The sequence below is a fragment of the Aromatoleum tolulyticum genome, from assembly GCF_900156155.1.
GTDB classification, from domain to species: Bacteria; Pseudomonadota; Gammaproteobacteria; order Burkholderiales; family Rhodocyclaceae; genus Aromatoleum; species Aromatoleum tolulyticum.
The window spans coordinates 76,455-98,302 of sequence record NZ_FTMD01000005.1 but is presented as its reverse complement, the minus strand read 5'-3'; the positions used below and the strand labels follow the sequence as shown (position 1 = coordinate 98,302).

Below are 21,848 nucleotides of genomic sequence, written 5' to 3'. Positions count from 1 at the left end.
ATACCCACAATTAAAGCACAGCTCATGCATTACGCGAAATGTCTGACAACCCGCTGACGGCAAGGCCCCCGCACGGGCAATGAGCCAAATCACAACAAACAGACACATGTCGTGATATAAACCGCGCTTCACCTTCAGACGGCCGTCTCCCACCCGATGCCGCTCGGCTTCTACATCATCATGGCGGCGCAGTTCTTCTCTGCGCTGGCCGACAATGCGCTGCTGATCATTGCCATCGCGCTGCTGCGCGAGATGTCCGCCCCGGCAACGTACGAACCGCTGCTGAAGCTGTTCTTCACTGTTTCCTATGTCGCGCTGGCCGCCTTCGTCGGTGCCTTTGCCGACTCGATGCCCAAGTGGCGCGTGATGTTCATCAGCAACACCATCAAGATCGGCGGCTGCCTCATGCTGCTCCTCGGCGCGCACCCGCTTTTCGCCTATGCCGTCATCGGACTCGGCGCCGCCGCCTACTCCCCGGCCAAGTACGGCATCCTCACCGAATACCTGCCCCACCGCCTGCTCGTCGTCGCCAACGGCTGGATCGAAGGCCTCACGGTGGGCGCGATCATCCTCGGCACCGTCATCGGCGGCGTGCTGATCCGTCCCGACGTCGGCAACTGGATCGCCGGCCTGGGCCTGCCCTTCGTGACGGACGATGCCCTGCAGGCGACCATCGCCATCGTCGGCCTGCTCTACATTGCCGCAGCGGCCTTCAACCTGCGCATCCCCGACACCGGCGTCGACCACAAGCCGCTCAAGAACAACCCGGTATACCTCGTCCACGACTTCGTGCACTGCATGAAGCTGCTGTGGCGCGACAAACTCGGCCAGATCTCCCTCGCCGTCACGACCCTCTTCTGGGGCGCCGGTGCCACGCTCCAGTTCATCGTGATCAAGTGGGCGGAACACAACCTCGGCTTCGATCTCTCCAAGGCATCGATGATGCAGGGCGTCGTGGCGGTCGGAATCGCGCTCGGCGCCGTGCTGGCCGCGCGCATGATCAGCCTGCGCCGCTCCGTCCGGGTCATCCCGCTGGGCATCGCCATGGGCCTCGTCGTGATGGTCATGGTCGTCGTCACGCAGCCCACGCTGGCGATGTTCCTGATGGTCGTCGTCGGCTGTCTCGCCGGCTTCTTCGTCGTGCCGATGAACGCCCTGCTCCAGCATCGCGGCCACATCCTCATGGGCGCCGGCCATTCGATCGCCGTGCAGAACTTCAACGAGAACCTGTCGATCCTGATCATGACGGGCCTGTACGCCCTGCTCATCATGTCGGGCCTGTCGATCGGCGCGGTCATCGTCATGTTCGGCCTGTTCGTCGCCGGCGCGATGTACCTCGTGCTGCGCCGGCACAACCTCAACCAGCGCGAAGTCGATTCGGTCGCGCTGCTCGAAGACCACACGCACTGACCGGCACACGGGCCGCCAACGCGGCCCGCCCTGCGCCCGTCAGGCTCGTTCGGCGAACTCCCGCATCAGGCGGCGCGCAAAGCACAGATCCTCCCACGCCTTGGCCTTGTCGGCCTGATTCCGCAGCAGGTACGCGGGATGATAGGTCACGACCACGGGCGTATCGCCGCGGTGGAACACCCGGCCGCGCGACGCGCCGATGCTGATCTCGGCATCCAGCAGCGCCAGGGCTGCGGGACGGCCCAGCGCAATCAGCACGCGCGGCCGCACCAGCTCGATCTGACGCGCGAGATAAGGGTGACAGGTCGCGATCTCGTCGGCCTGCGGCGTACGATTGTGCGGCGGCCGGCATTTCACCGCATTCGCGATATAGACGTTTTCGCCCCGCTTCAGCCCGATCGCGGCGAGCATCGCATCGAGCAGCTTGCCCGCGGCACCGACGAAGGGCTCGCCGCGCTGGTCCTCCTCGGACCCCGGGCCCTCCCCGACGAACATCCACTCCGCGCGCCGATCACCGACACCCGGAACGGCCTGCCTGCGCTTCTCGCACAAACGGCACGCCCCGCACGCGCGGATGTCGTTTTCCAGCTCGTCCCAATCCATCCGTGCGATGCGGCCCGCCCGGGCAGGATCGCCATCGTCGCGCCGCTCCGATGCCGCAGCCGGAGAGGCCGCCCCTGAGGGGCGCGGAATCAGGTCGCGGACGGGAATCGCTGCACGCGCGGAACGCATTTCGGGCACCGGTTCCGTCGGCAAGGGCGGCGCCGGCAGCGACGCTTGAGCGTTGCCCCGATCCGGTCCCGCCGCGACCGGCGCCGACTCCGGCATCACGTCGATCGCTTCCGCAGCGCCATCTTCGCCCCCCGCGCGCAAACGCCACACGGGAGCAAGCCCCATTTCGCGCAGCACGGCATCGCGCCGCGCGTACCTCACAGCTCGCGCCTCATCACGATCGCATCCTCGCGCTGACCGCCGGGCGCCGGGTAATAACCCTTCCGCCGCCCGATCGCAACAAAGCCATGGCGCTCATACAGCGCAAGGGCCGCGGTGTTCGAGGGCCGCACCTCGAGAAAGAACTGCGTCGCCCCCGCCCGCAGCGCCTCCGACGACAGGTATTCGAGCAGCATCCCGCCGATGCCCTGGCGCTGCACCGCACGCACGACGCTGATGTTGAGCAGGTGGGCCTCGTCGATCACCGTGAGCATCACCGCGTAGGCGACCGGCTCCGGCCCGTTGTGCATCACCCAGCAGTTGTAGCCCGCACGCAGGGAATCCGTGAAATTGCCTTCGCTCCAGGGAAAGGCGTGCAGCTCGCGCTCGTTCTCGGCCACCCACGGCAGATCCTCATCCGTCATGGGGACGAAGCCGAATCCCGCGGTCACGCCCGCCCTCCGCGCGCCAGTCGCTCGGCGGTCGTCAGCGCCACCTTGTCGCGCACATACAGCGGCGCGGCGACTTCGGCGGCTACCAGGGCTCCGCCTTCGACGAGACGCACCGCCAGCCTTGCGACGTCCGCAGCACGAGGTACCGCATCCTGCTGCTGCGGCCCCAGCCGATCCAGCACCTCCTGCGGAATCCGATCGCCGTACACTGCGAACGCCGATCCGATGCCGGTCCACCGGCCCTCGGCGGGCAATGCCAGCATCTCGGGCGGGCAGCACGTCGGCGGCGCGAGCATCACCGGGAGCCCGTGGGAGAGCCGACAGGCCGCCGAATACACCTCGCCCATGCGCGCATCGGTCGCGACGTAGATCGAGTCTCCTCGACCCTGCAGCGCCAGCGCCTCGAGGCTGCATATCGGCGCAACTCCCAGGTCCGCGCCCATCGCCAGACCCTGCGCCACCCCGCACGCGAGGCGCAAGCCCGTAAAGGCCCCCGGACCGGCGCCGAACGCCACGGCATCGAGAGACCCGAGCGCGACGCCCGCCTCGGCGAGCAGGGTCTTAAGAGTGGGCAGCAGGCGCTCGGAATGATTCGAGTGCCCTTCCAGGGTTCGTTCGACGGTCTCGCCGTCGAGCAGCAGGGCGACGCTCGCGTGCTCGCACGAGGTCTCGATCGAGAGGATTTTCATAGGCCGCCCATTTTACCGGCAGCAGCCCCACTGCGGAGAGCCCGTACCGCGATTGTGCGCGGCGGGCACGCGGGAGGATCCCGCTCAGCGTTCCGTCACGCTGCGGGGACGGTTCGCGTCGCGCATCGCCTCCCGCAGTTCCTGATAGAGTGCTTCACGCTGCTCGCGCGACAGACGGCGCGGCTCCTGCGCAGCGGGACGTGGAGCCTCGGGGCCGCTCATGAGGGCACGGCGAAGCTCGGCCCGGCGCTTGTCCCGCGCGCTTGCATGTGCCGGCGCGGTCACGCTTTCCTTCCCCGCACGCGACGACGCGCTCTCGCGTGCGAACGCGGGACCTGCAGCGAGTGTCGACGCAAGCGCGAACAGGAAAAGGACGATGCCCGTCGCCCGACGTCGGGACCGTCGCCCCTGCGACCCGAGGTCGCCGGGGGAACATGCCGTACAGGAAGTTGAACAGCTGTTTGCCATGATCGCTGCGGGCGGAGTTCGTATTACGGGTTCGGACGATGAAACCATACCCTCGTATTGGTATTTACGGCGCTTCTGGACGAAGATTTAAAGACCAACGTGTAAGGGCGTGTTGCGTATTTCCCAAGCCCTTACGAAACGTTACCCGTTGCCGGCGAATCATCGAATTCGGTGCTGGCACGTAAAAATGTAACCGGATAGGATTCGCACCATGAACACCAAGATCCGATATCGAGTTTTGCTGGTCGACGACGATGCGCGCCTGCGCGAACTGTTGTCGCGCTACCTTCAGGAACAAGGCTTCACCGTCAAGGCCGTCGTGGACGCCGCGTCCATGGATAGGGCCCTGCACCGCGAGCATTACGACGTGATGGTGCTGGACCTGATGCTTCCGGGCGAAGACGGCCTTGCCATCTGCCGGCGCCTGCGGGCCGACCAGAACGCCATCCCCATCATCATGCTCACCGCCAAGGGCGACGACGTCGACCGCATCATCGGCCTCGAGATGGGCGCCGACGACTACCTCGCCAAACCGTTCAACCCCCGCGAACTCGTCGCCCGCATCCACGCCGTGATGCGCCGGCAGCCGCCGACGCTGCCCGGCGCACCGACGATCGAGGATGAAGTCGTCAAGTTCGGCAACGTGCAGGTGAACCTCGGCGTGCGTTCGCTCGTGCGCGACGGCGAGGAAATCTCGCTCACGACCGGCGAGTTCTCGCTGCTGAAGGTCCTGCTCCAGCATCCGCGCCAACCGCTGTCGCGCGACAAGCTCATGGAACTGGCGCGAGGCCGCGAATACGGCGTCTTCGACCGTGCCATCGACGTGCAGGTGAGCCGCCTGCGCAAGCTCGTCGAGGACGACCCTGCCAAGCCGCGCTACATCCAGACCGTGTGGGGCTTCGGATACGTGTTCGTGCCGGATGAATCGAAGCCTGCCAACGAAGCCTGAGCCGCCCGCGGCAGACGCAGGGGAAGCCTCGCCAGATCCCGCCAGCCAGGAGCCGTTCCTTGCGCAGCTCCTGCCGCGCACGCTCCTCTGGCAGACCTTCTTCCTCATCGCCCTGCTCCTGACGCTGGCGCTGGCGACCTGGTCGCAGATCTTCAGTCATTTCGAAGAGCCGGCGCGCGCGCGCAGCCTGGCCCAGATGGTCGCCAGCGTCGTGAATCTCACGCGCACGGCGCTCATCAACTCGGAAGTGGAGCGGCGCACCGAGCTGCTGATCGAGCTGGCCGCGCTGGAGGGAATGCGCATCTACCCCGCCGAGCCCAGCGACGAACTCGAACCGCTGCCCGACACGCGCGGGATGCAGCTGCTGACGCACGAAGTCCGCCGGCAGCTCGGAACCCACACGCGCTTCGCCTCGCGCTGGAAGACCCTCGACGGCTTCTGGGTGAGCTTCCGGCTCGACCCCGACGACGACCAGGACTTCTGGCTGATGCTCCCGTCCGAACGCATTGAACAGACTGGCGCTGTCGAATGGCTCATCTGGGGAGGCGGCGCACTCCTCGCCGCACTGATCGGCGCCTACATGATCGTTTCCCGCATCGGTGTCCCCCTGCGCAACCTGGCCCGCTCGGCGCGCGTCGTCGGCAGCGGACGCACGCCGCCGCACCTGCCGGAAAGCGGGCCGCTGGAGATCGCCACGGTTGCACGGGCATTCAACCAGATGGCCGGCGACCTCGCCCGCACCGACGCCGACCGCGCCCTGATCCTCGCCGGCGTATCGCATGACCTGCGCACCCCCCTCGCACGCCTGCGCCTTGGCATCGAGATGTCCGGCGCGCCCGATACCGACGTTCGCGCAATGGTCACGGACGTCGAGGAAATGGACCGCATCATCGGCCAGTTCCTCGATTTCGGTCGCGGCGAACCGCAGGAACCCCTCCAGATCGAGGACCTCCCCGGCCTGCTCGCCGACCTCGCCGAACCCTACCGCCTGCGCGGGATCAAGGTGCGCCTGAGCGCGCCCGAGAGCCTCGCGGTGCCGGTGCGCACCCTCCCGCTGCGCCGCGCAATCCGCAATCTGATGGACAACGCGGTGCGCTACGCCGGAGAAGCAAACCCCATCAGCCTCACCCTTTCGAGCCGCGGCGACGAAGCCCTGATCGAAGTCGCCGATCGCGGCCCCGGCATTCCCGAAGCCGACATGGACCGCATGCGGCATCCCTTCACGCGGCTCGAGACCGCCCGTTCGAACACCAAGGGCGCCGGCCTCGGCCTCGCCATCGTCGAACGCATCGTCGCCTCCCACGAGGGCCGGCTCGAATTGCGCGCCCGCAGCGGTGGCGGCCTGCGCGCGATCATCCACCTGCCCCGCGAAGGGCCGACGCGCGGGCGCGGCCGCCTGCTCGCCGCAGACAGCGAAACGGGCGACGAGTAGTGCAAACCGATTGCCGCGCCGAATCGCTATAATCCTCGCGCATGAAGATTCTTTTCGACCTGCTTCCCGTCATCCTTTTCTTTGTCGCCTACAAGTTCGCCGGACACGATCCGGCAACGGCGCACGACCTCGCCACCCGGCTCCTCGGTGAGGGCATCCAGGCCACGCAGGCTCCCATCCTCATCGCTACTGCGGTCGCGATCCTCGCCACGGCCGGCCAGATCGCCTGGGTATGGTTCAGGCACCGCAAGGTCGACACGATGCTGTGGGTCAGTCTCGCGATCATCGTCGTATTCGGCGGCGCGACCCTGTTCTTCCACAATCCCACATTCATCAAGTGGAAGCCGACCGCACTTTACTGGTTGTTCGGCATCACCCTCGCCGGCTCGGAACTGCTGTTCCGCCGCAACCTGATCCGCAAGATGCTCGAAGCGCAGGTACGCCTGCCCGAACCGGTGTGGGCGCGCCTCAGCCATGCCTGGGCCGCGTTCTTCCTCGGCATGGGCGTCCTCAACCTTTACGTCGCCTACAACTTTTCCGAAGAAGCCTGGGTCAATTTCAAGCTCTTCGGCGGCATGGGCCTGATGCTTCTGTTCGTTCTGGCCCAGGGCCTCTACCTCTCCAAACACATCCAGGAGGAAACCAGCTGATGCTTTACGTGCTGACGGGCGAAGACGCCCCGGGCAAACTCGACGCCCGCATGGCCGTGCGCCCGGCGCACCTCGCGCGCCTCGAAGCGCTGCGCGACGAGGGGCGGCTCGTGGTGGCCGGCCCCATGCCCGCGATCGACTCGCCGGACCCCGGCCCGGCGGGCTTCTTCGGCAGCCTCGTGATCGCCGAATTCCCGTCCCAGGCCGACGCCGAAGCCTGGCTCGCGACCGACCCGTACGTCACCAACGGCGTCTTCGCGCGCACCAGCGTCCGCCCGTACAAGAAGGTCCTGCCGTGACGGTGATCGACGAGATCAGGGACCGGCTCGCGGTCCTCAACCCCCTCTCGATCGAGATCGAGGACGACAGCGCCCTGCACGCCGGACATGCCGGCGCCAAGGGCGGCGGCGGACACTACCGCATGACGATGGTGTCGGACGCATTTATCGGCAAAAATACGGTTGCACGTCACCGACTCATATATGGCGCGCTGGGCGAACTGATGCGTACCCGCATCCATGCTCTCGCCATTCGCGCCCTGACGGCCGAAGAGGCCAACACTCAACCCACCAGGAAGGAACTTTGATGATTCGCTTTCCCAGCCGTCTCGCTCTTTGTCTCATGGCCGGCCTGATCGGCCAGGCGGCCCAAGCCGCGGGCCCTGCTGCCACGGTGAACGGCACCGCGATCCCCGCTGCGCGCGCCGACGTGATGTTCAACGAGCAGCGCGCCCAGGGCGCTCCCGACAACCCGCAGCTCCGCGACGCGGTGCGCGAGGAGCTGATCCGCCGCGAAGTCCTGGCCCAGGAAGCGGCCAAGAAGGGGCTCGACAAGAAGACCGAAGTGCAGGCCCAGATGGACCTCGCCCGCCAGGCAGTGCTGCTGCGCGCCTACATCCAGGATTACGTGAAGACCAACCCGGTCACCGACGCCGACCTGAAGAAGGAATACGACAGCGTCAAGAGCAAGATGGGCTCGAAGGAATACAAGCCCCGTCACGTGCTGGTCGAAACCGAGGATGAGGCCAAGGCGATCATCGCCAAGCTCAAGGCCGGCGAGAAGTTCGACGCTCTCGCCAAGCAGTCGAAGGATCCGGGCTCCAAGGACAACGGCGGCGACCTCGGCTGGAGCAATCCGGGCATGTTCGTGAAGCCGTTCTCCGACGCGATGGTCAAGCTCGAGAAGGGCAAGTACAGCGACACGCCGGTCAAGAGCGACTTCGGCTACCACGTCATCCAGCTCGACGACGTGCGCGACCTGAAGGCGCCCGACTTCGACGAAGTGAAGCCGCAGCTCGAACAGCGTCTGCAACAGCAGAAGATCGAGAAGCACATCATGGACCTGCGCGCCAAGGCCAAGGTCCAGTAAGCGCCCCGACCTGAAACACGAAGGGCCGCCCCGAGCGATCGGGGCGGCCCTTTGCATTCCGGAACCCGACACGCGAAGGAGAGCTCCCGCCCTCCTCCGCGGCGGCGTCAGAACTGTGCTTCGTCGAGCGCCAGCGCACCCGCGGCGCCATTCACGACCGAGTACGACAGCGCCTGCGCCTGCGGCAGGATGTGGTCGGCGTAGAAGCGCGCGGTGACGATTTTCGTCTTGTAGAACTCGTCGGAGGAACCTTCCGCGATGCGCATCGACGACACCAGCGCGGCACGCGCCATGAGCCAGCCGCCGGCCACGATGCCGAGGAGCTTGAGGAAGGGCACCGAGCCCACGGAGGCAGCCTTGATGTCCTTGCCATAGGTGGCGAGAACGTATTCGACTGCGGCCTCCAGCGAAGCGATGCCCGACTCGAGGGACTTGCGGATCGCCACGAACGCCTCGTCGCCGCCGTGCTCGCCGAGCTGGGCGACCACACCGCGCATTTCCGCGATCAGGGCCTTGATGGTGACGCCGCCCTCGCGCGCGGTCTTGCGGCCGATGAGGTCGTTCGCCTGGATCGCGGTCGTGCCTTCGTAGATCGTCGTGATGCGCGAATCGCGCAGATGCTGCGCGGCGCCGGTTTCCTCGATGAAGCCCATGCCGCCGTGCACCTGTACGCCGGTCGAGGCGACGTCGATCGAGTTCTCGGTCGACCAGCCCTTGACGACCGGGATCATGAGGTCGACGAAAGCCTGATTCTCCGCGCGTACGGCGGCGTCCGGATCCCGATGCGCAGCGTCGTTCGCGGCCGCCACGACGTAGGCCAGCGCGCGCATGGCTTCGGTCTGCGACTTCATCGACATCAGCATGCGGCGGACGTCGGGGTGATGGATGATCGAGACCTTCGGGCCGCCACGCACGCCCATCTCGGTCCCCTGGACGCGATCCTTGGCGTACGCAAGTGCATGCTGGTAGGCGCGCTCGGACAGCGCCACGCCTTCCATGCCGACCGCGAAGCGCGCCTCGTTCATCATGATGAACATGTACTCGAGGCCGCGATTCTCCTCGCCGACGAGGGTGCCGATCGCACCGCCGTGGTCGCCGAACGCGAGCACGCAGGTCGGGCTCGCATGGATGCCCAGCTTGTGTTCGATCGAGACGCAGTGGACGTCGTTGCGCGCACCCGGGGTGCCGTCGGCGTTGAGCAGGAATTTGGGCACGACGAAGAGCGAGATGCCCTTCACGCCTTCGGGTGCGTCCGGCAGGCGGGCGAGCACGAGGTGGACAATGTTGTCCGTCATGTCGTGTTCGCCGTAGGTGATGAAGATCTTCTGGCCAAAGATCCTGTAGGTGCCGTCAGGCTGCGGCTCGGCGCGGGTGCGCACGGCCGCGAGGTCGGAACCGGCCTGCGGTTCGGTCAGATTCATGGTGCCGGTCCATTCGCCGCTCACCATCTTCGGCAGATAGGCTGCCTTCTGTTCGTCCGTGCCGCGCAGCGTGACCGCTTCGATCGCACCGCTGGTCAACATCGGGCACAGGGAGAAGGCCATGTTGGCCGACTTCCACATTTCCATCACTGCGGTCGCGACAAGCTTCGGCAGGCCCTGGCCGCCGAATTCGGGTTCGCATGCGAGCGCGGTCCAGCCGGCTTCGGCAAACTGCTTGTAGGCGTCCTTCCAGCCCGGCGCGGTGCGGACGTCGCCGTTGTCCCACTTGGCACCTTCCTGGTCGCCAATCCGGTTCAGGGGGGCGAGGACGCCGCTGGCGAACTTGTTCGCCTCGTCGAGGATCGCATCCACCAGATCGGCGGACACTTCCTCGCATCCGGGCAACTTCGCGACTTCGTCGAGGCCAGCCAGCTCGCGCATGACGAACTGCATGTCGCGGATCGGCGCAGTGTATTGACTCATGTGTTCTTCTCCCGAGACCTGCTTATTGTGAAACTGCGCCCATTCGGGCGCAGTCCTTGTACCGCTTTTTTATATTTCTACAGCATTCAACCGACGGCTTTGGCCAGCTCCGGCACGACTTCGAACAGGTCGCCCACCAGACCGTAGTCCGCCACCTGGAAGATCGGCGCTTCCGGATCCTTGTTGATCGCGACGATCACCTTGGAGTCCTTCATGCCCGCGAGGTGCTGGATCGCGCCCGAGATGCCGACCGCGATGTAGAGCTGCGGCGCGACGATCTTGCCGGTCTGGCCGACCTGGTAGTCGTTGGGCACGTAGCCCGCGTCGACCGCGGCGCGCGAGGCGCCCAGCGCGGCACCGAGGGCGTCGGCGAGCGGCTCGAGCAGCTTGTGGTAGTTCTCGCTGTTGCCGAGGCCGCGGCCGCCCGAGACGATGATCTTGGCGGCGCCGAGTTCCGGACGCGCACTCTTGGTCAGCTCGCGCCCCTTGACGCTGGTCAGGCCCAGGTCGGCAGCGGCGGCGACCGCTTCCACCGTCGCCGAGCCGCCCTGCCCCGCCGCTTCGAAGGCGGTCGTGCGCACGGTCATCACCTTCACGGCGTCCGCCGACTTCACGGTGGCCATTGCGTTGCCGGCGTAGATCGGGCGCACGAAGGTGTCGGCCGATTCCACCGCGACGATATCGGAGATCTGCGCGACGTCGAGCAGCGCGGCGACGCGCGGCGCGACGTTCTTGCCGTTGGCGGTGCTGGGCGCGAGGATGTGGCTGTAGCCCGCCGCATTGGCGACGACCAGCGCAGCGACATTCTCCGCCGTCTGCGTTTCGTAATGGGCGGCATCGGCCACGCGCACCTTCGCGACGCCCGCGACCTTCGCGGCTTCCGCGGCCGCCGCGCCGCAGTTGGCACCGGCGACCAGCACATGCACCTCGCTGCCGAGCTTGGCCGCGGCCGAGACGGTGTTGAGGGTCGCGGCCTTCAGGCTCGCGTTGTCGTGTTCTGCAATAACCAGGATCGCCATGTTCAGATCACCTTCGCTTCGTTCTTGAGCTTGTCGACGAGTTGCGCGACGTCCGCGACGCGCACGCCGGCGCTGCGCTTGGGCGGTTCGGCCACTTTCAGCGTCGCCAGGCGCGGCGCGACATCGACGCCCAGATCCGCCGGCTTGACGGTGTCGAGCGGCTTCTTCTTCGCCTTCATGATGTTGGGCAGCGTCGCGTAGCGCGGCTCGTTCAGGCGCAGGTCGGTGGTAATGACCGCCGGCAGCTTGATCTCGAGGGTCTCGAGACCGCCGTCGATCTCGCGCATCACCGTCGCAACGCCGTCACCCAGCTGGACCTTGGACGCGAAGGTGGCCTGCGGCCAGCCCATCAGCGCCGCCAGCATCTGGCCGGTCTGGTTCGAGTCGTCGTCGATCGCCTGCTTGCCGCAGATCACGACCGTCGGCTGCTCCTTGTCGCACAGCGCCTTCAGCAGCTTCGCCACCGCCAGCGGCTGCAGCTCGGCGTCGCTCTCGACCAGGATGCCGCGGTCGGCACCGATCGCCATCGCCGCGCGGATCGTCTCCTGGCAGGCCGCGACACCGCAGCTCACCGCCACGACCTCGGTGGCGATGCCGGCTTCCTTCAGCCGCACGGCTTCCTCGACAGCGATTTCGTCGAAGGGGTTCATGGACATCTTCACGTTCGCGATATCGACGCCCGTGCCGTCAGCCTTCACTCGCACCTTGACGTTGTAATCGACTACGCGTTTGACAGGTACCAGGATCTTCAATGCCGCGCTCCTTTGCGTGTTAGGTCGGTCGAAATTGTGGAAAGGGAATTATGTTACCGCCACCAAGCGAAAAATACGCCGTTGCGATGAACACTTGACCGCCGACCGAAAAAATCGTTCCATACGCATAGGTATGGAGTGCATACGGTACCGTATGGTCATCCTTTAGTCAATACTAGGTGGTATGGAAAACAAGCCTCTAAAACCGCGCGTCCAGCTAGACCGCAATGCATGGGTAAGCGCTGCCACCGAGGTCCTCGCCGAAGAGGGCATCGCCGGGCTTCGCGTGGAAGTGCTCGCAAAGCGCCTGAAGGTGACGAAAGGCAGCTTCTACTGGCACTTCCAGGATCGTCGGGACTTGCTGCTGGCCGTCCTTCAGGTGTGGAAGGACGGGCGGATCCGCGACATCGTCAAACAGACGCGCGCCCAGCCCGGCCGGGAGCTGGAACAGATTTACCACGTCATCGACATTTATAGCACGAGCCGCAGCCGGCGCGGCGCTGCAATCGAACTCGCGGTGCGCGACTGGGCGCGGCGCGACGTCGACGCCGCAGCGATCGTCGCCGAAGTGGACGACATCCGCCTGCGTTGCGCGCGCGATCTGTTCCTCGCGTGCGGCGTGCCGATGGAAGAAGCGTCGAGCCGCTGCATGCTGCTCTACGCCTACGTGTTCGGCATCTCGCTGATGATCTATGACAAGTTCGACAGCGACGTGGCACGCCTGAAGCGCGACATCGCCGACCTCATCGCCCAGTCCGCGAGCATGAAGCGCACGGCCGCGGCTGCCAGCCACTGAGGCGCCGCCGGGACAGGGTTGCACGGATCAGCCGGACGCAAGCGCCGGGAAGACGGCACAGGCATTCCGTCCCGTCGCTTGCGCGATTTCGGCCAGCGACGCACCGCGCAACCCGGCCAGCACTTCGGCAAAGCGGCGCAGATCGGCAGGTTCGTTGCGCCCTCCCTGCGCCCAGGCGGGGGGGATGTCCGGTGCGTCCGTTTCGAGCACGATCGAGTCCAACGGCAGGCTCGCCGCGAGGCCGCGGATGCGGCGCGAGCCGTCGTACGTCATCGCTCCGCCGAAGCCCAACCGGAAACCCATCCCGATGAAAGCGTCGGCCTGCTGACGGCTGCCATTGAAGGCGTGGGCGATGCCGCCCGGCACATCGATGCGGCGCAGGTGCTTGAGGATGTCGTCGACCGCGCGCCGGACGTGCAGGATGACGGGAAGCCCGAAGCGGCGGGCGAGCTTCAGTTGTTCGACGAAATACAGCTCCTGGGTGGCGCGGTCGAGATCCGGTGCGAAGAAGTCGAGACCGATCTCCCCGACCGCGACCGCCTGTCCGTGCGCGAGGCGCTCCTGCAGGATGTCGAGATCTTCCTTGCGGGCACCACCGACATACAGCGGATGGATGCCGAACGCGTGGACGATGTCCGCATGGGCGGCCGACAGGGCCGCGACCCTGTCGAAGTTGGCGACCTCGACGGCGGGTACGACGAAGCGGGCGACGCCCGCCGCACGCGCCGCTGCCATCACCGCGGCACGATCGGCGTCGAACTCGGCGGCGTCGAGGTGGATGTGCGTATCGACGAGCATTGCATCGACACCAGGCTCGCGGGCAGGCGCCGATGCCCCTGCCCCCGGACGCTCAGCGCCCGCGCCACTCCGGCTTGCGCTTGGCGATGAAGGCGTCGATGCCCTCGGCGGCATCCTCGCTCATCATGTTGCACGCCATCGTCTCGGCCGCCATCTGGTAGGCGGCTTCCATGCCCATCTCGAGTTGGCGGTAGAACATCTGCTTGCCCATGCGGATCGCGAGAGGGGATTTGGCGCAGATCGCGGCGGCGAGCTTCGCGATCTCGGCGTCGAGCTCTTCGACCGGCACGACGCGGTTCACGAGCCCGCGGCGCTGCGCTTCCGCGGCGTCGATGAAATCGCCGGTGACCAGCATTTCGAACGCTTCCTTGCGTCCCATGTTGCGCGACAGTCCCACGCTGGGGGTCGCGCAGAACAGACCGACGTTGATGCCCGATACGGCGAAGCGCGCGACATCGGCGGCGACGGCAAGGTCGCACATCGACACCAGCTGGCAGCCCGCCGCGGTCGCGATGCCGTGGACACGGGCGATGACGGGCTGCGGCAGCTCGGTGAGCTTGACCATGAACTTGCCGCACAGGCGGAAGAGATCCTGCTGGAACTGCAGGGTGTGGTTGCCGCGCATCTCCTTCAGGTCGTGCCCGGCGCAGAAGGCCTTGCCCTCGCCCGCCAGCACGACGGCGCGCACGCTCGCGTCCTTCGCGATCGCGTCGATCTCGGCAATCAGGGCTTCGAGCATCGCGCGCGAGAGGGAGTTGAACTGCCCGGGACGGTTCAGGGTCAGGTATGCAACCCCGCCCTCGTCGCGGCGCAGCAGCAGCGGTGCGTTGTCGGATTGCTGAGGCAGTGCGCTCATCGTCATCTCTCCCGTGTTATTCGTGCATGTAATGAATAGCTGATTTTGCCCGATCCTGCGACGAAACGGAGGCCGTGACACGCCGGCGAGGCGCCCTAGCGGCGGCACGCCCCCGCGGCGGAATCCGCCATCCAGCCCGCGATTTCGATCGTCAACCGTTCGCCCGCTTTTCGAAATGCAGTGACGCCACCCTTCGCGTCGGCGCTGGACGCGGGCTCGCGTAGCGCGAACATCCGCTGCGCGAGCGCATATTCACCGCGCGGCGGCAGCAGTTCGGCACGCGCGACGATGACCGCGGTGCTGGCCTCGTGGGAGTCGAATGCCTGGGTGAATTCGTCCATTTCAAGGTGCAATCGGCAGCCGCCGCCGGTCGAAGACGGCGCCGACAGGGCCTGCAGCAGCCTCCGTTGCAGCATTTCGGCCGGCGGGGCGGCCCACCGGCTTTCGGCGAACACCTGGCGTTGTGCCGGCTGGCGGTAGTCGAGACGATACTGCATCGCCGACGTCGCGAGCCAGGACGGCGCCCGGACTTCGATCTGCGACGGCACGACGGCAGGCGCCGGGGAAACCGCTCCGGCCAGACCGAGATCATAGATGGCGGGCACGACCGGCCGTTGCGGCAACCCGCCGCATGCGCCCAGCGCGAGGCCGGCGGCGAGCACGCCGAGGGTCCTTGCCCCCCGCTTCCAGGCTCGAAGTGTCATGAGAGTTCCGTGGTGGTTCATCGCGCCGGGAGCGCGGTGGAATTGAATCCGGTCTCGCCGGGTCCGGGCGGCGCCGGCTGCCGCCCGAGCAACAGCATTTGCGGAGACGCGTCGACTTCCTCGACGAGATGCCCGATACGTTGCGAGGTTCCTTTCAGCTCCTCGAGCAGGGCATTGAGTTGCGGCAGGGTTTCGTCAGCCACCCGCTCGCCCGTGGCAGCGGTCGCGGCATCCACGCGCTCGGCGAGCCCTTGGAGCCTGGCCATCAGCACCTTGAGTTCGCCGATGGCCGGGCCGGCATCGACACTCGCACGCTCGAGGTTCTGCAGCGTGTTAGAAAGCCGGGCGAGATTCTCCTGGTTGAGGACCGCGCGGATCGATGCCAGCGTCTTCGGCGCGTCGGCCAGCGTCCGGTCGGCTCCCGCCGCCGCGGATTCCAGCTTGTGCAGGGTATTTCCGACCCGGCGGATGTTCTCGTCCGTGACCAGATCGCCGAGCTTGTCGGCAACGAGCCTGAGCCTGCGCGCAGCGTCGAGGGCCGTATCGGCAAGCTGTTCCATCGTCCCCGGCTCCATCCTGAGCCGCGGGGGTTCGTCGCCCGCCCCGACCAACGGCTCCGGATTCTCGCCACGGTCGTTGAGCTGGACGTAGGCGAGCCCGGTGACCCCCTGGTACGCGAGACTGGCCCGCGTTCCCTGCGTCAGCGGGATGTCGCTGCGCAGGCGGATGTAGACGAGGATCTTGCGCGGATCCGCGGGGTCGATCGTGATGTCCGACACCTTGCCGGCGGCCATCCCGCGATAGCGCACCCGCGCCTCGAGGTTGAGGCCGGTGACGGTGCCGGCCGACTCGAGGATGTAGGTGCGCTGCGAGTCGCCATCGTCCGAAAACCACCACAGCGACGCGAGCAGCGCAGTGGCAAGAACGATGGCGAACAGTCCGGCGGCCAGTGCATGGGCACGATTCTCCATCAGCGCGCGCCTCCCCGGCCGACACCGGCCCGATAGCGGAAGGGTTGCCGGAAGAAGCTTTCGACAAAGGGGTGGTCCAGTTCCATCGTTTCCTCGAGCGAGACGCAGCTCACGATGCGTCGATCCGAGAGTATCGCGATTTTTGTCGCCAGCGCGGCGAGCGTGTCGACGTCATGGGTGACGAGCACCACGGTCAGGCCGAGCTGGCGCTGCAGGCTGAGCACGAGCTCGACGAAGGCCATGCTGCGGTCCGGATCCAGGCCGGCCGTCGGTTCGTCGAGCAGCAGCAGTTCGGGCTCGAGCGCGAGTGCCCGCGCGAGCGCGACGCGCTTGACCATGCCGCCCGAAAGCTCCGCCGGCATCAGCAGCGCGGTCGCGGGCTCGAGCTCGACCAGCGAGAGTTTCAGGGCGACGAGATTGGCGATCTCCGCGTCGGTCGCGATGCGCAGTTCCCGCAACGGAAAGCCGATGTTCTCGGCGACGTTCATCGCGGAGAACAGCGCGCCGTGCTGGAACAGGACGCCGAAGCGGCGGCGTCGCGTGCGCTGTTCACGGACACTGCCCGAAAACAGCGGAGCACCGAACACCGAAACCTCGCCTGCGGCCGGCCGCGTGAGGCCGATGATGTGGCGCAGCAGGGTCGTCTTGCCGCTGCCGGAACCGCCGACCAGTGCGACGACTTCGCCACGATGCACGGTCAGGTCGAGGCCGTCGTGCACGACCGTGGCGCCGAAGCGCGTGACGATGCCGCGCAGTTCGATCACCGGCGACGCGCTCATCGCGGCACCCCGATCGAGCGCGTGGCGATCGCGAACAGCGCATCGACCAGGATCACGACGGTGATCGACGAGACGACCGACGCCGTCGTGTTGGCCGACAGGCTTTCCGTGTTGGGGCTGACGCGCAGCCCGAAATGACAGGCCACGAGGGCAATCATCAGCCCGAACACCGCCCCCTTGGCGAAGCCGATGACGAGATTCGCAAGCGGCACGACCTGCGGCAGCCGTTCGACGAAGAAGGCCATGCCGAGATCGAGCTGCAACCACGCCGACAGCATGCCTCCGAGCAACGCAACCGATGAGGTCCATAGCACCAGCAAGGGCATGGCGAGGGTCAGCGCGATGACTTTGGGCAGGACGAGACGGATGGTGCGCGAGACTCCCATCGCGGACAGGGCGTCGATCTCCTCGGTCACGCGCATCACGCCAAGCTGGGCGGTCATTGCAGAACCGGAACGGCCGGCGACCAGCACCGACACCAGCACCGGCCCGAGCTCGCGGATGATGCCGAGCCCCAGGATGTTGACGATGAAGATGTCCGCGCCGAAGGCGCGCAGCTGCAGCGCCGAAAGATACGACATCACGACGCCGATCAGAAAGCCCACGAGCGCGGCCACCGGCATCGCCTTGAACCCCGCCTTGTACACGTTGGCGGAGATCTCGCGCAGCGGCCACTCCGCGGGATGGCGCGCGAGGTAGGCGAGATCGAGGCACAACTGGCCGAGCAGGCGGGTGAAATCGAGCGCGTGGTCGCGGAAGGAAAGCAGCGCGCCGCCGAGCACGATGACGGCGTCGACGATACCGAAGCGCCGTACCCGCGGCAGAGGCGACTCCGCACTGGCAGCGACGCGGCCGACGATCGCGCGCAGGTCGTCCGGGATTTCGATGCATTCCGGCCAGCGCCTGCCCCACGCATGCCACAGCAGCGCGGCGCCGAAGCTGTCGAGACGCGTTATGCCCGTCAAGGACCACGCCGCGTCGTCGCGCCTGCCCGCGAGCTGCTCGCGGAAACTCCGCAGCCGGTAGGACAGCGCGCGCAGCGTCCAGTCGCCCTGCAGGCGCACCAGGCTGCGTGCGCCGGGCACCGTCGCCGGATCGATTGCGATCTCGGGGCTGCGCATTCGGGTCTCAGGCGGCGAGCGTGCGGCCTGTATGCGTGTGCAGGACGAGGCTGCGTCCGACGGAGAACCACTGCCGCTGTTCCTCGTCGATCGCCGCCGCCGTGAGCGGTAGCTGCTTGAGCCAGCCATCCTTCGCGGTGACGATGAAGCCGCGGCCGTCGCGGCGGAGCTGGATCGGCGGAACGCCGCGGCCGTCGCGCGCGCGGTGGATGACGGCTGCCAGGCGCAGGCAGACGATCAGGGGCCAGTCGGGGCTGTCGGGATCGAGCGCGGCGACACGCTCGAGCTTGCCGCGATGCGCGAGCACGAGGCGCGCGAGCCGCCCCTGGTCCATGCGCGAGAAGCCGGGCATGTCCGCGTTCGCAAGGATGTAGGCGCTGTGTTTGTGGTAGCTCGAGTGCGCGACCGATATGCCGATCTCGTGCAGTGACGCGGCCCAGCGCAGGAAGCGCAGGTCGGGATGCACGCCGTCGCCGTGCACGCTCTCGGGAACGAGCCCGCCGAAAAGATGCGCCGCGGTGTTCGCGACCTCGTCGGCCTGACGGCGATCCACCCCATAGCGCGCGACGAAGGCCGACACCGTGGCATCGCGCAGGTCATGGTGGTGGTAGCGTCCGAGAAGGTCGTAGAGCACCCCCAGACGCAACGCACCTTCGGAGAACACCATGCGCTCGAGGCCGAATTCCTTGAACACCGCCGACATGATCGCAAAGCCGCCGAGCAGGACCGGCAGGCGATCCCCCCGCAGTCCGGCGAGCTGCAGGCGGTCGAGGCTGCCTGCGCGCAGCAGGATGGCCTTCAGGCGCTCCAGGCCTTCACGCGTGACGCCGCCGTCGGACAGGCCGTTCTGCTCGAGGATCTCGACGAGTGCCTTGGCCGAGCCGCTCGACCCCACGGCCACTTCCCAGCCGGCCTCGCGGTACGCGTGGGCAATCGCCTGCAGCTCGCGGCTGGCCGCCATTTCGGCGTCCTTCAGTCCGCGCTTGTCGATCTTTCCGTCGGGGAAATACTGCAGGCTGTAGCTGACGCAGCCCATGTACAGCGATTCGAGCAGGATGGGCTCGAAGCTCTTGCCGATGATGAACTCGGTGGAGCCGCCGCCGATATCGACGACGAGCTGCTGGCGGTGCGGATCGGGCAGCGTGTGCGCGACGCCGACGTAGATGAGCCGCGCTTCCTCGCGACCGGCGATGACTTCGATCGGCACGCCCAGCGCGGCCTCCGCCTGCACCAGGAACTCCGGAGCGTTCTTCGCCACGCGCAGGGTGTTCGTCGCCACCGCACGCACGGAGTCGCCGTCGAAGCCCCGCAGACGCTCGTTGAAGCGTTGCAGCGCCGCGAGGCCGCGGTATTGCGCCGCTGTGTCGAGAATCTTGTTGGGGGACAAACCGGCCGCAAGACGCACCGCTTCCTTGAGTCCGTCCAGCGGATAGATCTGGTCGTTGACGATCCTTCCGACCTGCAGCCGGAAACTGTTGGATCCGAGATCGATCGCGGCGATCAGCTCGTGCATCATGGCTAGGGGACTGGGGCGACGGCTACAGGGCAATGGCGGTCATTCTACCACCCCGGGCGACGGCCGCCCGGCACACGCGCTCGCGGCAATCACCGCCCCGCGCGCAGCCGTTCATGCCGGCCGCACGTCGTCATGATTCCGCAACACAAATGTCACATAATTGTGCGACCGATTCCGCGCACAAGAAACGCACCGATGCACAGACCAGCCCGTCCGCAGAACTTCCCCACCGACCACTTCTTCAACCGCGAATTGTCGCTTCTGCAGTTCCAGCGCAGGGTGCTGGCGCAGGCGGCGGACAAGACGGTGCCGCTGCTCGAGCGCCTGCGCTTCCTGTGCATCGTGTCGAGCAATCTCGACGAGTTCTTCGAGATTCGCGTATCGGGGATCAAGGAGCAGATCCGACTCGGCAGCCGCACCCCGGGCACCGACGGTCTGCTGCCGAACGAGCTGCTCGACCGCGTGAGCCAGGAAGTCCATGCGCTGATTGCGGAGCAGTATTCCCTGCTGAACGACGATATCCTGCCGGCGCTGGAAGCCCAGGGCATCGTGTTCCTGCGCCGCAGCCTGTGGAGCGAGGCGCAGGGGGCCTGGGTGCGCGACTATTTCATGCGCGAAGTGATGCCGGTGCTCACGCCCATCGGACTGGACCAGGCGCATCCGTTCCCGCGCGTGTTGAACAAGAGCCTGAATTTCGCCGTCGAACTGGAAGGCCTCGACGCCTTCGGGCGCGACTCGGGCGCGGCGATCGTGCAGGCGCCGCGCGCGCTGCCCCGCGTGATCCGCCTGCCCGCCGAGATCTGCGAACACGAGTACAGCTTCGTGTTCCTGTCCTCCGTCCTGCACCGCCACGTCGGGGAGCTGTTCTCGGGCATGCACGTGCACGGCTGCTACCAGTTCCGCGTGACGCGCAACTCGGACCTCTTCGTCGACGAGGAAGAAGTGAAGGACCTGCGCGCCTCGCTGAAGGGCGAACTGCAGCAGCGCCATTTCGGCGACGCGGTGCGCCTGGAAGTGGCCGACAACTGCTCGGAGGAAATGGCCGCCTTCCTGCTGCAGCATTTCCGCCTGACCCCGAAGGAGCTGTATCGCACGCCGGGCATCGTGAACCTGGTGCGGCTGATGCAGGTGCCGGACTGGGTGAACCGCCCGGACCTGAACTACCCGCCCTTCCAGCCGAGCCTGCCGAAGGCGCTGGAGCAGCGTGTCGAGATCTTCGACGCGATCCGACGCCAGGACATCCTGCTGCACCACCCGTTCCAGAGCTTCAGCCCGGTGATCGAGCTACTGCGGGCAGCGGCCGACGACCCGCAGGTGCTCGCGATCAAGATGACCGTGTACCGCACGGGCACCGATTCGGTGCTGATGGATCACTTGGTGCGCGCGGCACAGAAGGGCAAGGAAGTGACGGTGGTGCTGGAGCTGCGCGCCCGCTTCGACGAAGAGGCCAACATCACCTGGGCGAACAAGCTCGAGGAGGTGGGCGCCCACGTGGTATATGGCGTGTTCGGCTACAAGACCCACGCGAAACTGCTCATGCTGGTGCGGCGCGAGGACGGCGCATTGCGCCGTTACGTGCATATGGGCACCGGCAATTACCACCCGCGCACGACGCGTTTCTACACCGATTTCGGCCTCCTCACCTGCAACGAGGAAATCGGCCAGGACGTTGCCGAGGTCTTCAAGCAGCTGACCGGTCTGGGCCAGGCGTCCACCCTCAAGCATCTCTGGCAGGCGCCTTTCGCGCTGCAGCGCAACGTGATCGAGGCGATCGAGGCCGAAGCGGAGATTGCGCGTCAGGGCGGACGCGCGCAGATCATGGCGAAGATGAACGCGCTGCTCGAGCCGGAAACGATCGAGGCGCTGTACGCGGCGTCACAGGCCGGCGTCGAGATCGACCTCATCGTGCGCGGCCCGTGCGCCCTGCGTCCGGGCGTACCGGGTCTGTCGGACAACATCCGCGTGCGCTCCATCGTCGGACGCTTCCTCGAACACCACCGCATCTTCTACTTCCGCGCAGGCGGCGAGGACCGCGTCTACCTGTCGAGCGCGGACTGGATGGACCGCAACTTCTTCGGCCGCATCGAGATCGCCTTTCCCGTGCTCGACCAGCGCCTCAAGCGCCGCGTGATCAAGGAAGGCCTGCGCGCCTACCTCGGCGACAACTGCCAGGCGTGGGAGATGCTGGAAGATGGCCGCTACCGGCACAAGACGCCGCGCGGGGTGCATCGCGCGGCACAGATCATCCTGCTGGCGGAACTCGCGAAGGGCAACTGAGGGCGCC

21 protein-coding genes and 1 pseudogene are annotated in these 21,848 nt (G+C 66.7%); 9 read left to right on the top strand and 13 right to left on the bottom strand.

The window, feature by feature from the left end:
• Window positions 1-156: 156 nt before the first annotated feature.
• Entirely contained in the window at window positions 157-1,410 is a 1,254-nt protein-coding gene (gene lplT, locus BW991_RS09135; RefSeq protein WP_076601790.1) for a lysophospholipid transporter LplT, read from the top strand.
• Window positions 1,411-1,449: 39 nt separating this feature from the next.
• On the opposite strand, the gene BW991_RS09130 is transcribed toward lplT, so the two are convergent.
• Genes BW991_RS09130 through tsaB form a run of 3 tightly spaced genes read right to left on the bottom strand, consistent with a single transcriptional unit; the run spans window position 1,450 to window position 3,481 of the window.
• Entirely contained in the window at window positions 1,450-2,307 is an 858-nt protein-coding gene (locus BW991_RS09130) for a uracil-DNA glycosylase (RefSeq protein ID WP_076601991.1), read from the bottom strand.
• 32 nt (window positions 2,308-2,339) lie between these two features.
• Window positions 2,340-2,792 carry a ribosomal protein S18-alanine N-acetyltransferase gene (rimI, locus tag BW991_RS09125; RefSeq protein ID WP_425290209.1) on the bottom strand — a complete coding sequence of 151 codons (453 nt, stop codon included), beginning with the start codon at window positions 2,790-2,792 and terminating at the stop codon, window positions 2,340-2,342.
• On the bottom strand, window positions 2,789-3,481 hold the full coding sequence (gene tsaB, locus BW991_RS09120) for a tRNA (adenosine(37)-N6)-threonylcarbamoyltransferase complex dimerization subunit type 1 TsaB (protein ID WP_076601789.1): 693 nt from the start codon (window positions 3,479-3,481) through the stop codon (window positions 2,789-2,791). Before tsaB ends, rimI begins: the two co-directional genes overlap by 4 nt.
• A gap of 679 nt (window positions 3,482-4,160) precedes the next feature.
• Between tsaB and ompR the strand changes: the two genes are divergently transcribed.
• From ompR to BW991_RS09085, 6 genes are read left to right on the top strand one after another with little or no spacing between them, the layout of a single operon-like run.
• Window positions 4,161-4,898: an osmolarity response regulator transcription factor OmpR gene (gene ompR, locus BW991_RS09110; RefSeq protein WP_076601787.1), complete on the top strand. Its 738-nt coding sequence runs from the start codon at window positions 4,161-4,163 to the stop codon at window positions 4,896-4,898.
• Window positions 4,870-6,330, top strand: coding sequence for an ATP-binding protein (locus tag BW991_RS09105; protein WP_076601786.1), 1,461 nt, complete (start codon window positions 4,870-4,872; stop codon window positions 6,328-6,330). The genes ompR and BW991_RS09105 overlap by 29 nt, the downstream gene beginning before the upstream one ends.
• Window positions 6,331-6,371: 41 nt before the next feature.
• Window positions 6,372-6,980, top strand: a complete 609-nt coding sequence (locus tag BW991_RS09100; protein WP_076601785.1) for a septation protein A — start codon at window positions 6,372-6,374, stop codon at window positions 6,978-6,980.
• A complete protein-coding gene (locus BW991_RS09095) occupies window positions 6,980-7,279 on the top strand; it encodes a YciI family protein (RefSeq protein ID WP_076601784.1) in 300 nt (99 codons plus the stop codon). Before BW991_RS09100 ends, BW991_RS09095 begins: the two co-directional genes overlap by 1 nt.
• On the top strand, window positions 7,276-7,566 hold the full coding sequence (locus BW991_RS09090) for a BolA family protein (protein WP_076601783.1): 291 nt from the start codon (window positions 7,276-7,278) through the stop codon (window positions 7,564-7,566). Before BW991_RS09095 ends, BW991_RS09090 begins: the two co-directional genes overlap by 4 nt.
• Entirely contained in the window at window positions 7,566-8,348 is a 783-nt protein-coding gene (locus BW991_RS09085) for a peptidylprolyl isomerase (protein WP_076601782.1), read from the top strand. The genes BW991_RS09090 and BW991_RS09085 overlap by 1 nt, the downstream gene beginning before the upstream one ends.
• A gap of 107 nt (window positions 8,349-8,455) precedes the next feature.
• On the opposite strand, the gene BW991_RS09080 is transcribed toward BW991_RS09085, so the two are convergent.
• From BW991_RS09080 to BW991_RS09070, 3 genes are all read right to left on the bottom strand, one after another.
• Window positions 8,456-10,252 (bottom strand): acyl-CoA dehydrogenase, encoded by a 1,797-nt coding sequence (locus tag BW991_RS09080; RefSeq protein WP_076601781.1) that lies wholly within the window; start codon window positions 10,250-10,252, stop codon window positions 8,456-8,458.
• 86 nt (window positions 10,253-10,338) lie between these two features.
• A complete protein-coding gene (locus BW991_RS09075) occupies window positions 10,339-11,271 on the bottom strand; it encodes an electron transfer flavoprotein subunit alpha/FixB family protein (RefSeq protein ID WP_076601780.1) in 933 nt (310 codons plus the stop codon).
• Window positions 11,272-11,273: 2 nt separating this feature from the next.
• Complete coding sequence (locus BW991_RS09070) at window positions 11,274-12,023, bottom strand: electron transfer flavoprotein subunit beta/FixA family protein (protein WP_076601779.1); 750 nt, start codon at window positions 12,021-12,023, stop codon at window positions 11,274-11,276.
• A gap of 184 nt (window positions 12,024-12,207) precedes the next feature.
• On the opposite strand from BW991_RS09070, the gene BW991_RS09065 reads away from it, so the two are divergent.
• Window positions 12,208-12,819 (top strand): TetR/AcrR family transcriptional regulator, encoded by a 612-nt coding sequence (locus tag BW991_RS09065; protein WP_076601778.1) that lies wholly within the window; start codon window positions 12,208-12,210, stop codon window positions 12,817-12,819.
• A gap of 27 nt (window positions 12,820-12,846) precedes the next feature.
• Here BW991_RS09065 and BW991_RS09060 read toward each other — a convergent pair whose 3' ends face one another.
• The 7 genes and pseudogenes from BW991_RS09060 to ppx form a co-directional block, all read right to left on the bottom strand.
• Window positions 12,847-13,617: a TatD family hydrolase gene (locus BW991_RS09060; RefSeq protein ID WP_076601777.1), complete on the bottom strand. Its 771-nt coding sequence runs from the start codon at window positions 13,615-13,617 to the stop codon at window positions 12,847-12,849.
• A 52-nt stretch (window positions 13,618-13,669) separates the two neighbouring features.
• Window positions 13,670-14,473: an enoyl-CoA hydratase gene (locus BW991_RS09055; RefSeq protein ID WP_076601989.1), complete on the bottom strand. Its 804-nt coding sequence runs from the start codon at window positions 14,471-14,473 to the stop codon at window positions 13,670-13,672.
• Between the two features lie 95 nt (window positions 14,474-14,568).
• Complete coding sequence (locus BW991_RS09050) at window positions 14,569-15,135, bottom strand: ABC-type transport auxiliary lipoprotein family protein (protein WP_170879072.1); 567 nt, start codon at window positions 15,133-15,135, stop codon at window positions 14,569-14,571.
• 59 nt (window positions 15,136-15,194) lie between these two features.
• Window positions 15,195-16,148: an MlaD family protein gene (locus tag BW991_RS09045; RefSeq protein WP_076601776.1), complete on the bottom strand. Its 954-nt coding sequence runs from the start codon at window positions 16,146-16,148 to the stop codon at window positions 15,195-15,197.
• Window positions 16,149-16,318: 170 nt separating this feature from the next.
• Window positions 16,319-16,927, bottom strand: a pseudogene (locus BW991_RS09040) (ABC transporter ATP-binding protein); the annotation flags it as partial.
• Window positions 16,924-18,048: an MlaE family ABC transporter permease gene (locus BW991_RS09035; RefSeq protein WP_076601774.1), complete on the bottom strand. Its 1,125-nt coding sequence runs from the start codon at window positions 18,046-18,048 to the stop codon at window positions 16,924-16,926. The gene BW991_RS09035 and the pseudogene BW991_RS09040, both read right to left, overlap by 4 nt.
• Window positions 18,049-18,055: 7 nt before the next feature.
• Window positions 18,056-19,564 carry an exopolyphosphatase gene (ppx, locus tag BW991_RS09030; RefSeq protein ID WP_076601773.1) on the bottom strand — a complete coding sequence of 503 codons (1,509 nt, stop codon included), beginning with the start codon at window positions 19,562-19,564 and terminating at the stop codon, window positions 18,056-18,058.
• 195 nt (window positions 19,565-19,759) lie between these two features.
• Here ppx and ppk1 point away from each other — a divergent pair, with 195 nt between their 5' ends.
• Window positions 19,760-21,841, top strand: a complete 2,082-nt coding sequence (gene ppk1, locus BW991_RS09025; protein ID WP_076601772.1) for a polyphosphate kinase 1 — start codon at window positions 19,760-19,762, stop codon at window positions 21,839-21,841.
• Window positions 21,842-21,848: the final 7 nt, after the last annotated feature.

Bases quoted from the DNA above. Each gene is read 5' to 3' on its own strand.
- lplT (WP_076601790.1), top strand. From the start codon at position 157: ATGCCGCTCGGCTTCTACATCATCATGGCGGCGCAGTTCTTCTCTGCG.
- BW991_RS09130 (WP_076601991.1), bottom strand. From the start codon at position 2,307: ATGGGGCTTGCTCCCGTGTGGCGTTTGCGCGCGGGGGGCGAAGATGGC.
- tsaB (WP_076601789.1), bottom strand. From the start codon at position 3,481: ATGAAAATCCTCTCGATCGAGACCTCGTGCGAGCACGCGAGCGTCGCC.
- ompR (WP_076601787.1), top strand. From the start codon at position 4,161: ATGAACACCAAGATCCGATATCGAGTTTTGCTGGTCGACGACGATGCG.
- BW991_RS09105 (WP_076601786.1), top strand. From the start codon at position 4,870: ATGAATCGAAGCCTGCCAACGAAGCCTGAGCCGCCCGCGGCAGACGCA.
- BW991_RS09100 (WP_076601785.1), top strand. From the start codon at position 6,372: ATGAAGATTCTTTTCGACCTGCTTCCCGTCATCCTTTTCTTTGTCGCC.
- BW991_RS09095 (WP_076601784.1), top strand. From the start codon at position 6,980: ATGCTTTACGTGCTGACGGGCGAAGACGCCCCGGGCAAACTCGACGCC.
- BW991_RS09085 (WP_076601782.1), top strand. From the start codon at position 7,566: ATGATTCGCTTTCCCAGCCGTCTCGCTCTTTGTCTCATGGCCGGCCTG.
- BW991_RS09080 (WP_076601781.1), bottom strand. From the start codon at position 10,252: ATGAGTCAATACACTGCGCCGATCCGCGACATGCAGTTCGTCATGCGC.
- BW991_RS09075 (WP_076601780.1), bottom strand. From the start codon at position 11,271: ATGGCGATCCTGGTTATTGCAGAACACGACAACGCGAGCCTGAAGGCC.
- BW991_RS09065 (WP_076601778.1), top strand. From the start codon at position 12,208: ATGGAAAACAAGCCTCTAAAACCGCGCGTCCAGCTAGACCGCAATGCA.
- BW991_RS09060 (WP_076601777.1), bottom strand. From the start codon at position 13,617: ATGCTCGTCGATACGCACATCCACCTCGACGCCGCCGAGTTCGACGCC.
- BW991_RS09055 (WP_076601989.1), bottom strand. From the start codon at position 14,473: ATGAGCGCACTGCCTCAGCAATCCGACAACGCACCGCTGCTGCTGCGC.
- BW991_RS09045 (WP_076601776.1), bottom strand. From the start codon at position 16,148: ATGGAGAATCGTGCCCATGCACTGGCCGCCGGACTGTTCGCCATCGTT.
- BW991_RS09035 (WP_076601774.1), bottom strand. From the start codon at position 18,048: ATGCGCAGCCCCGAGATCGCAATCGATCCGGCGACGGTGCCCGGCGCA.
- ppx (WP_076601773.1), bottom strand. From the start codon at position 19,564: ATGATGCACGAGCTGATCGCCGCGATCGATCTCGGATCCAACAGTTTC.
- ppk1 (WP_076601772.1), top strand. From the start codon at position 19,760: ATGCACAGACCAGCCCGTCCGCAGAACTTCCCCACCGACCACTTCTTC.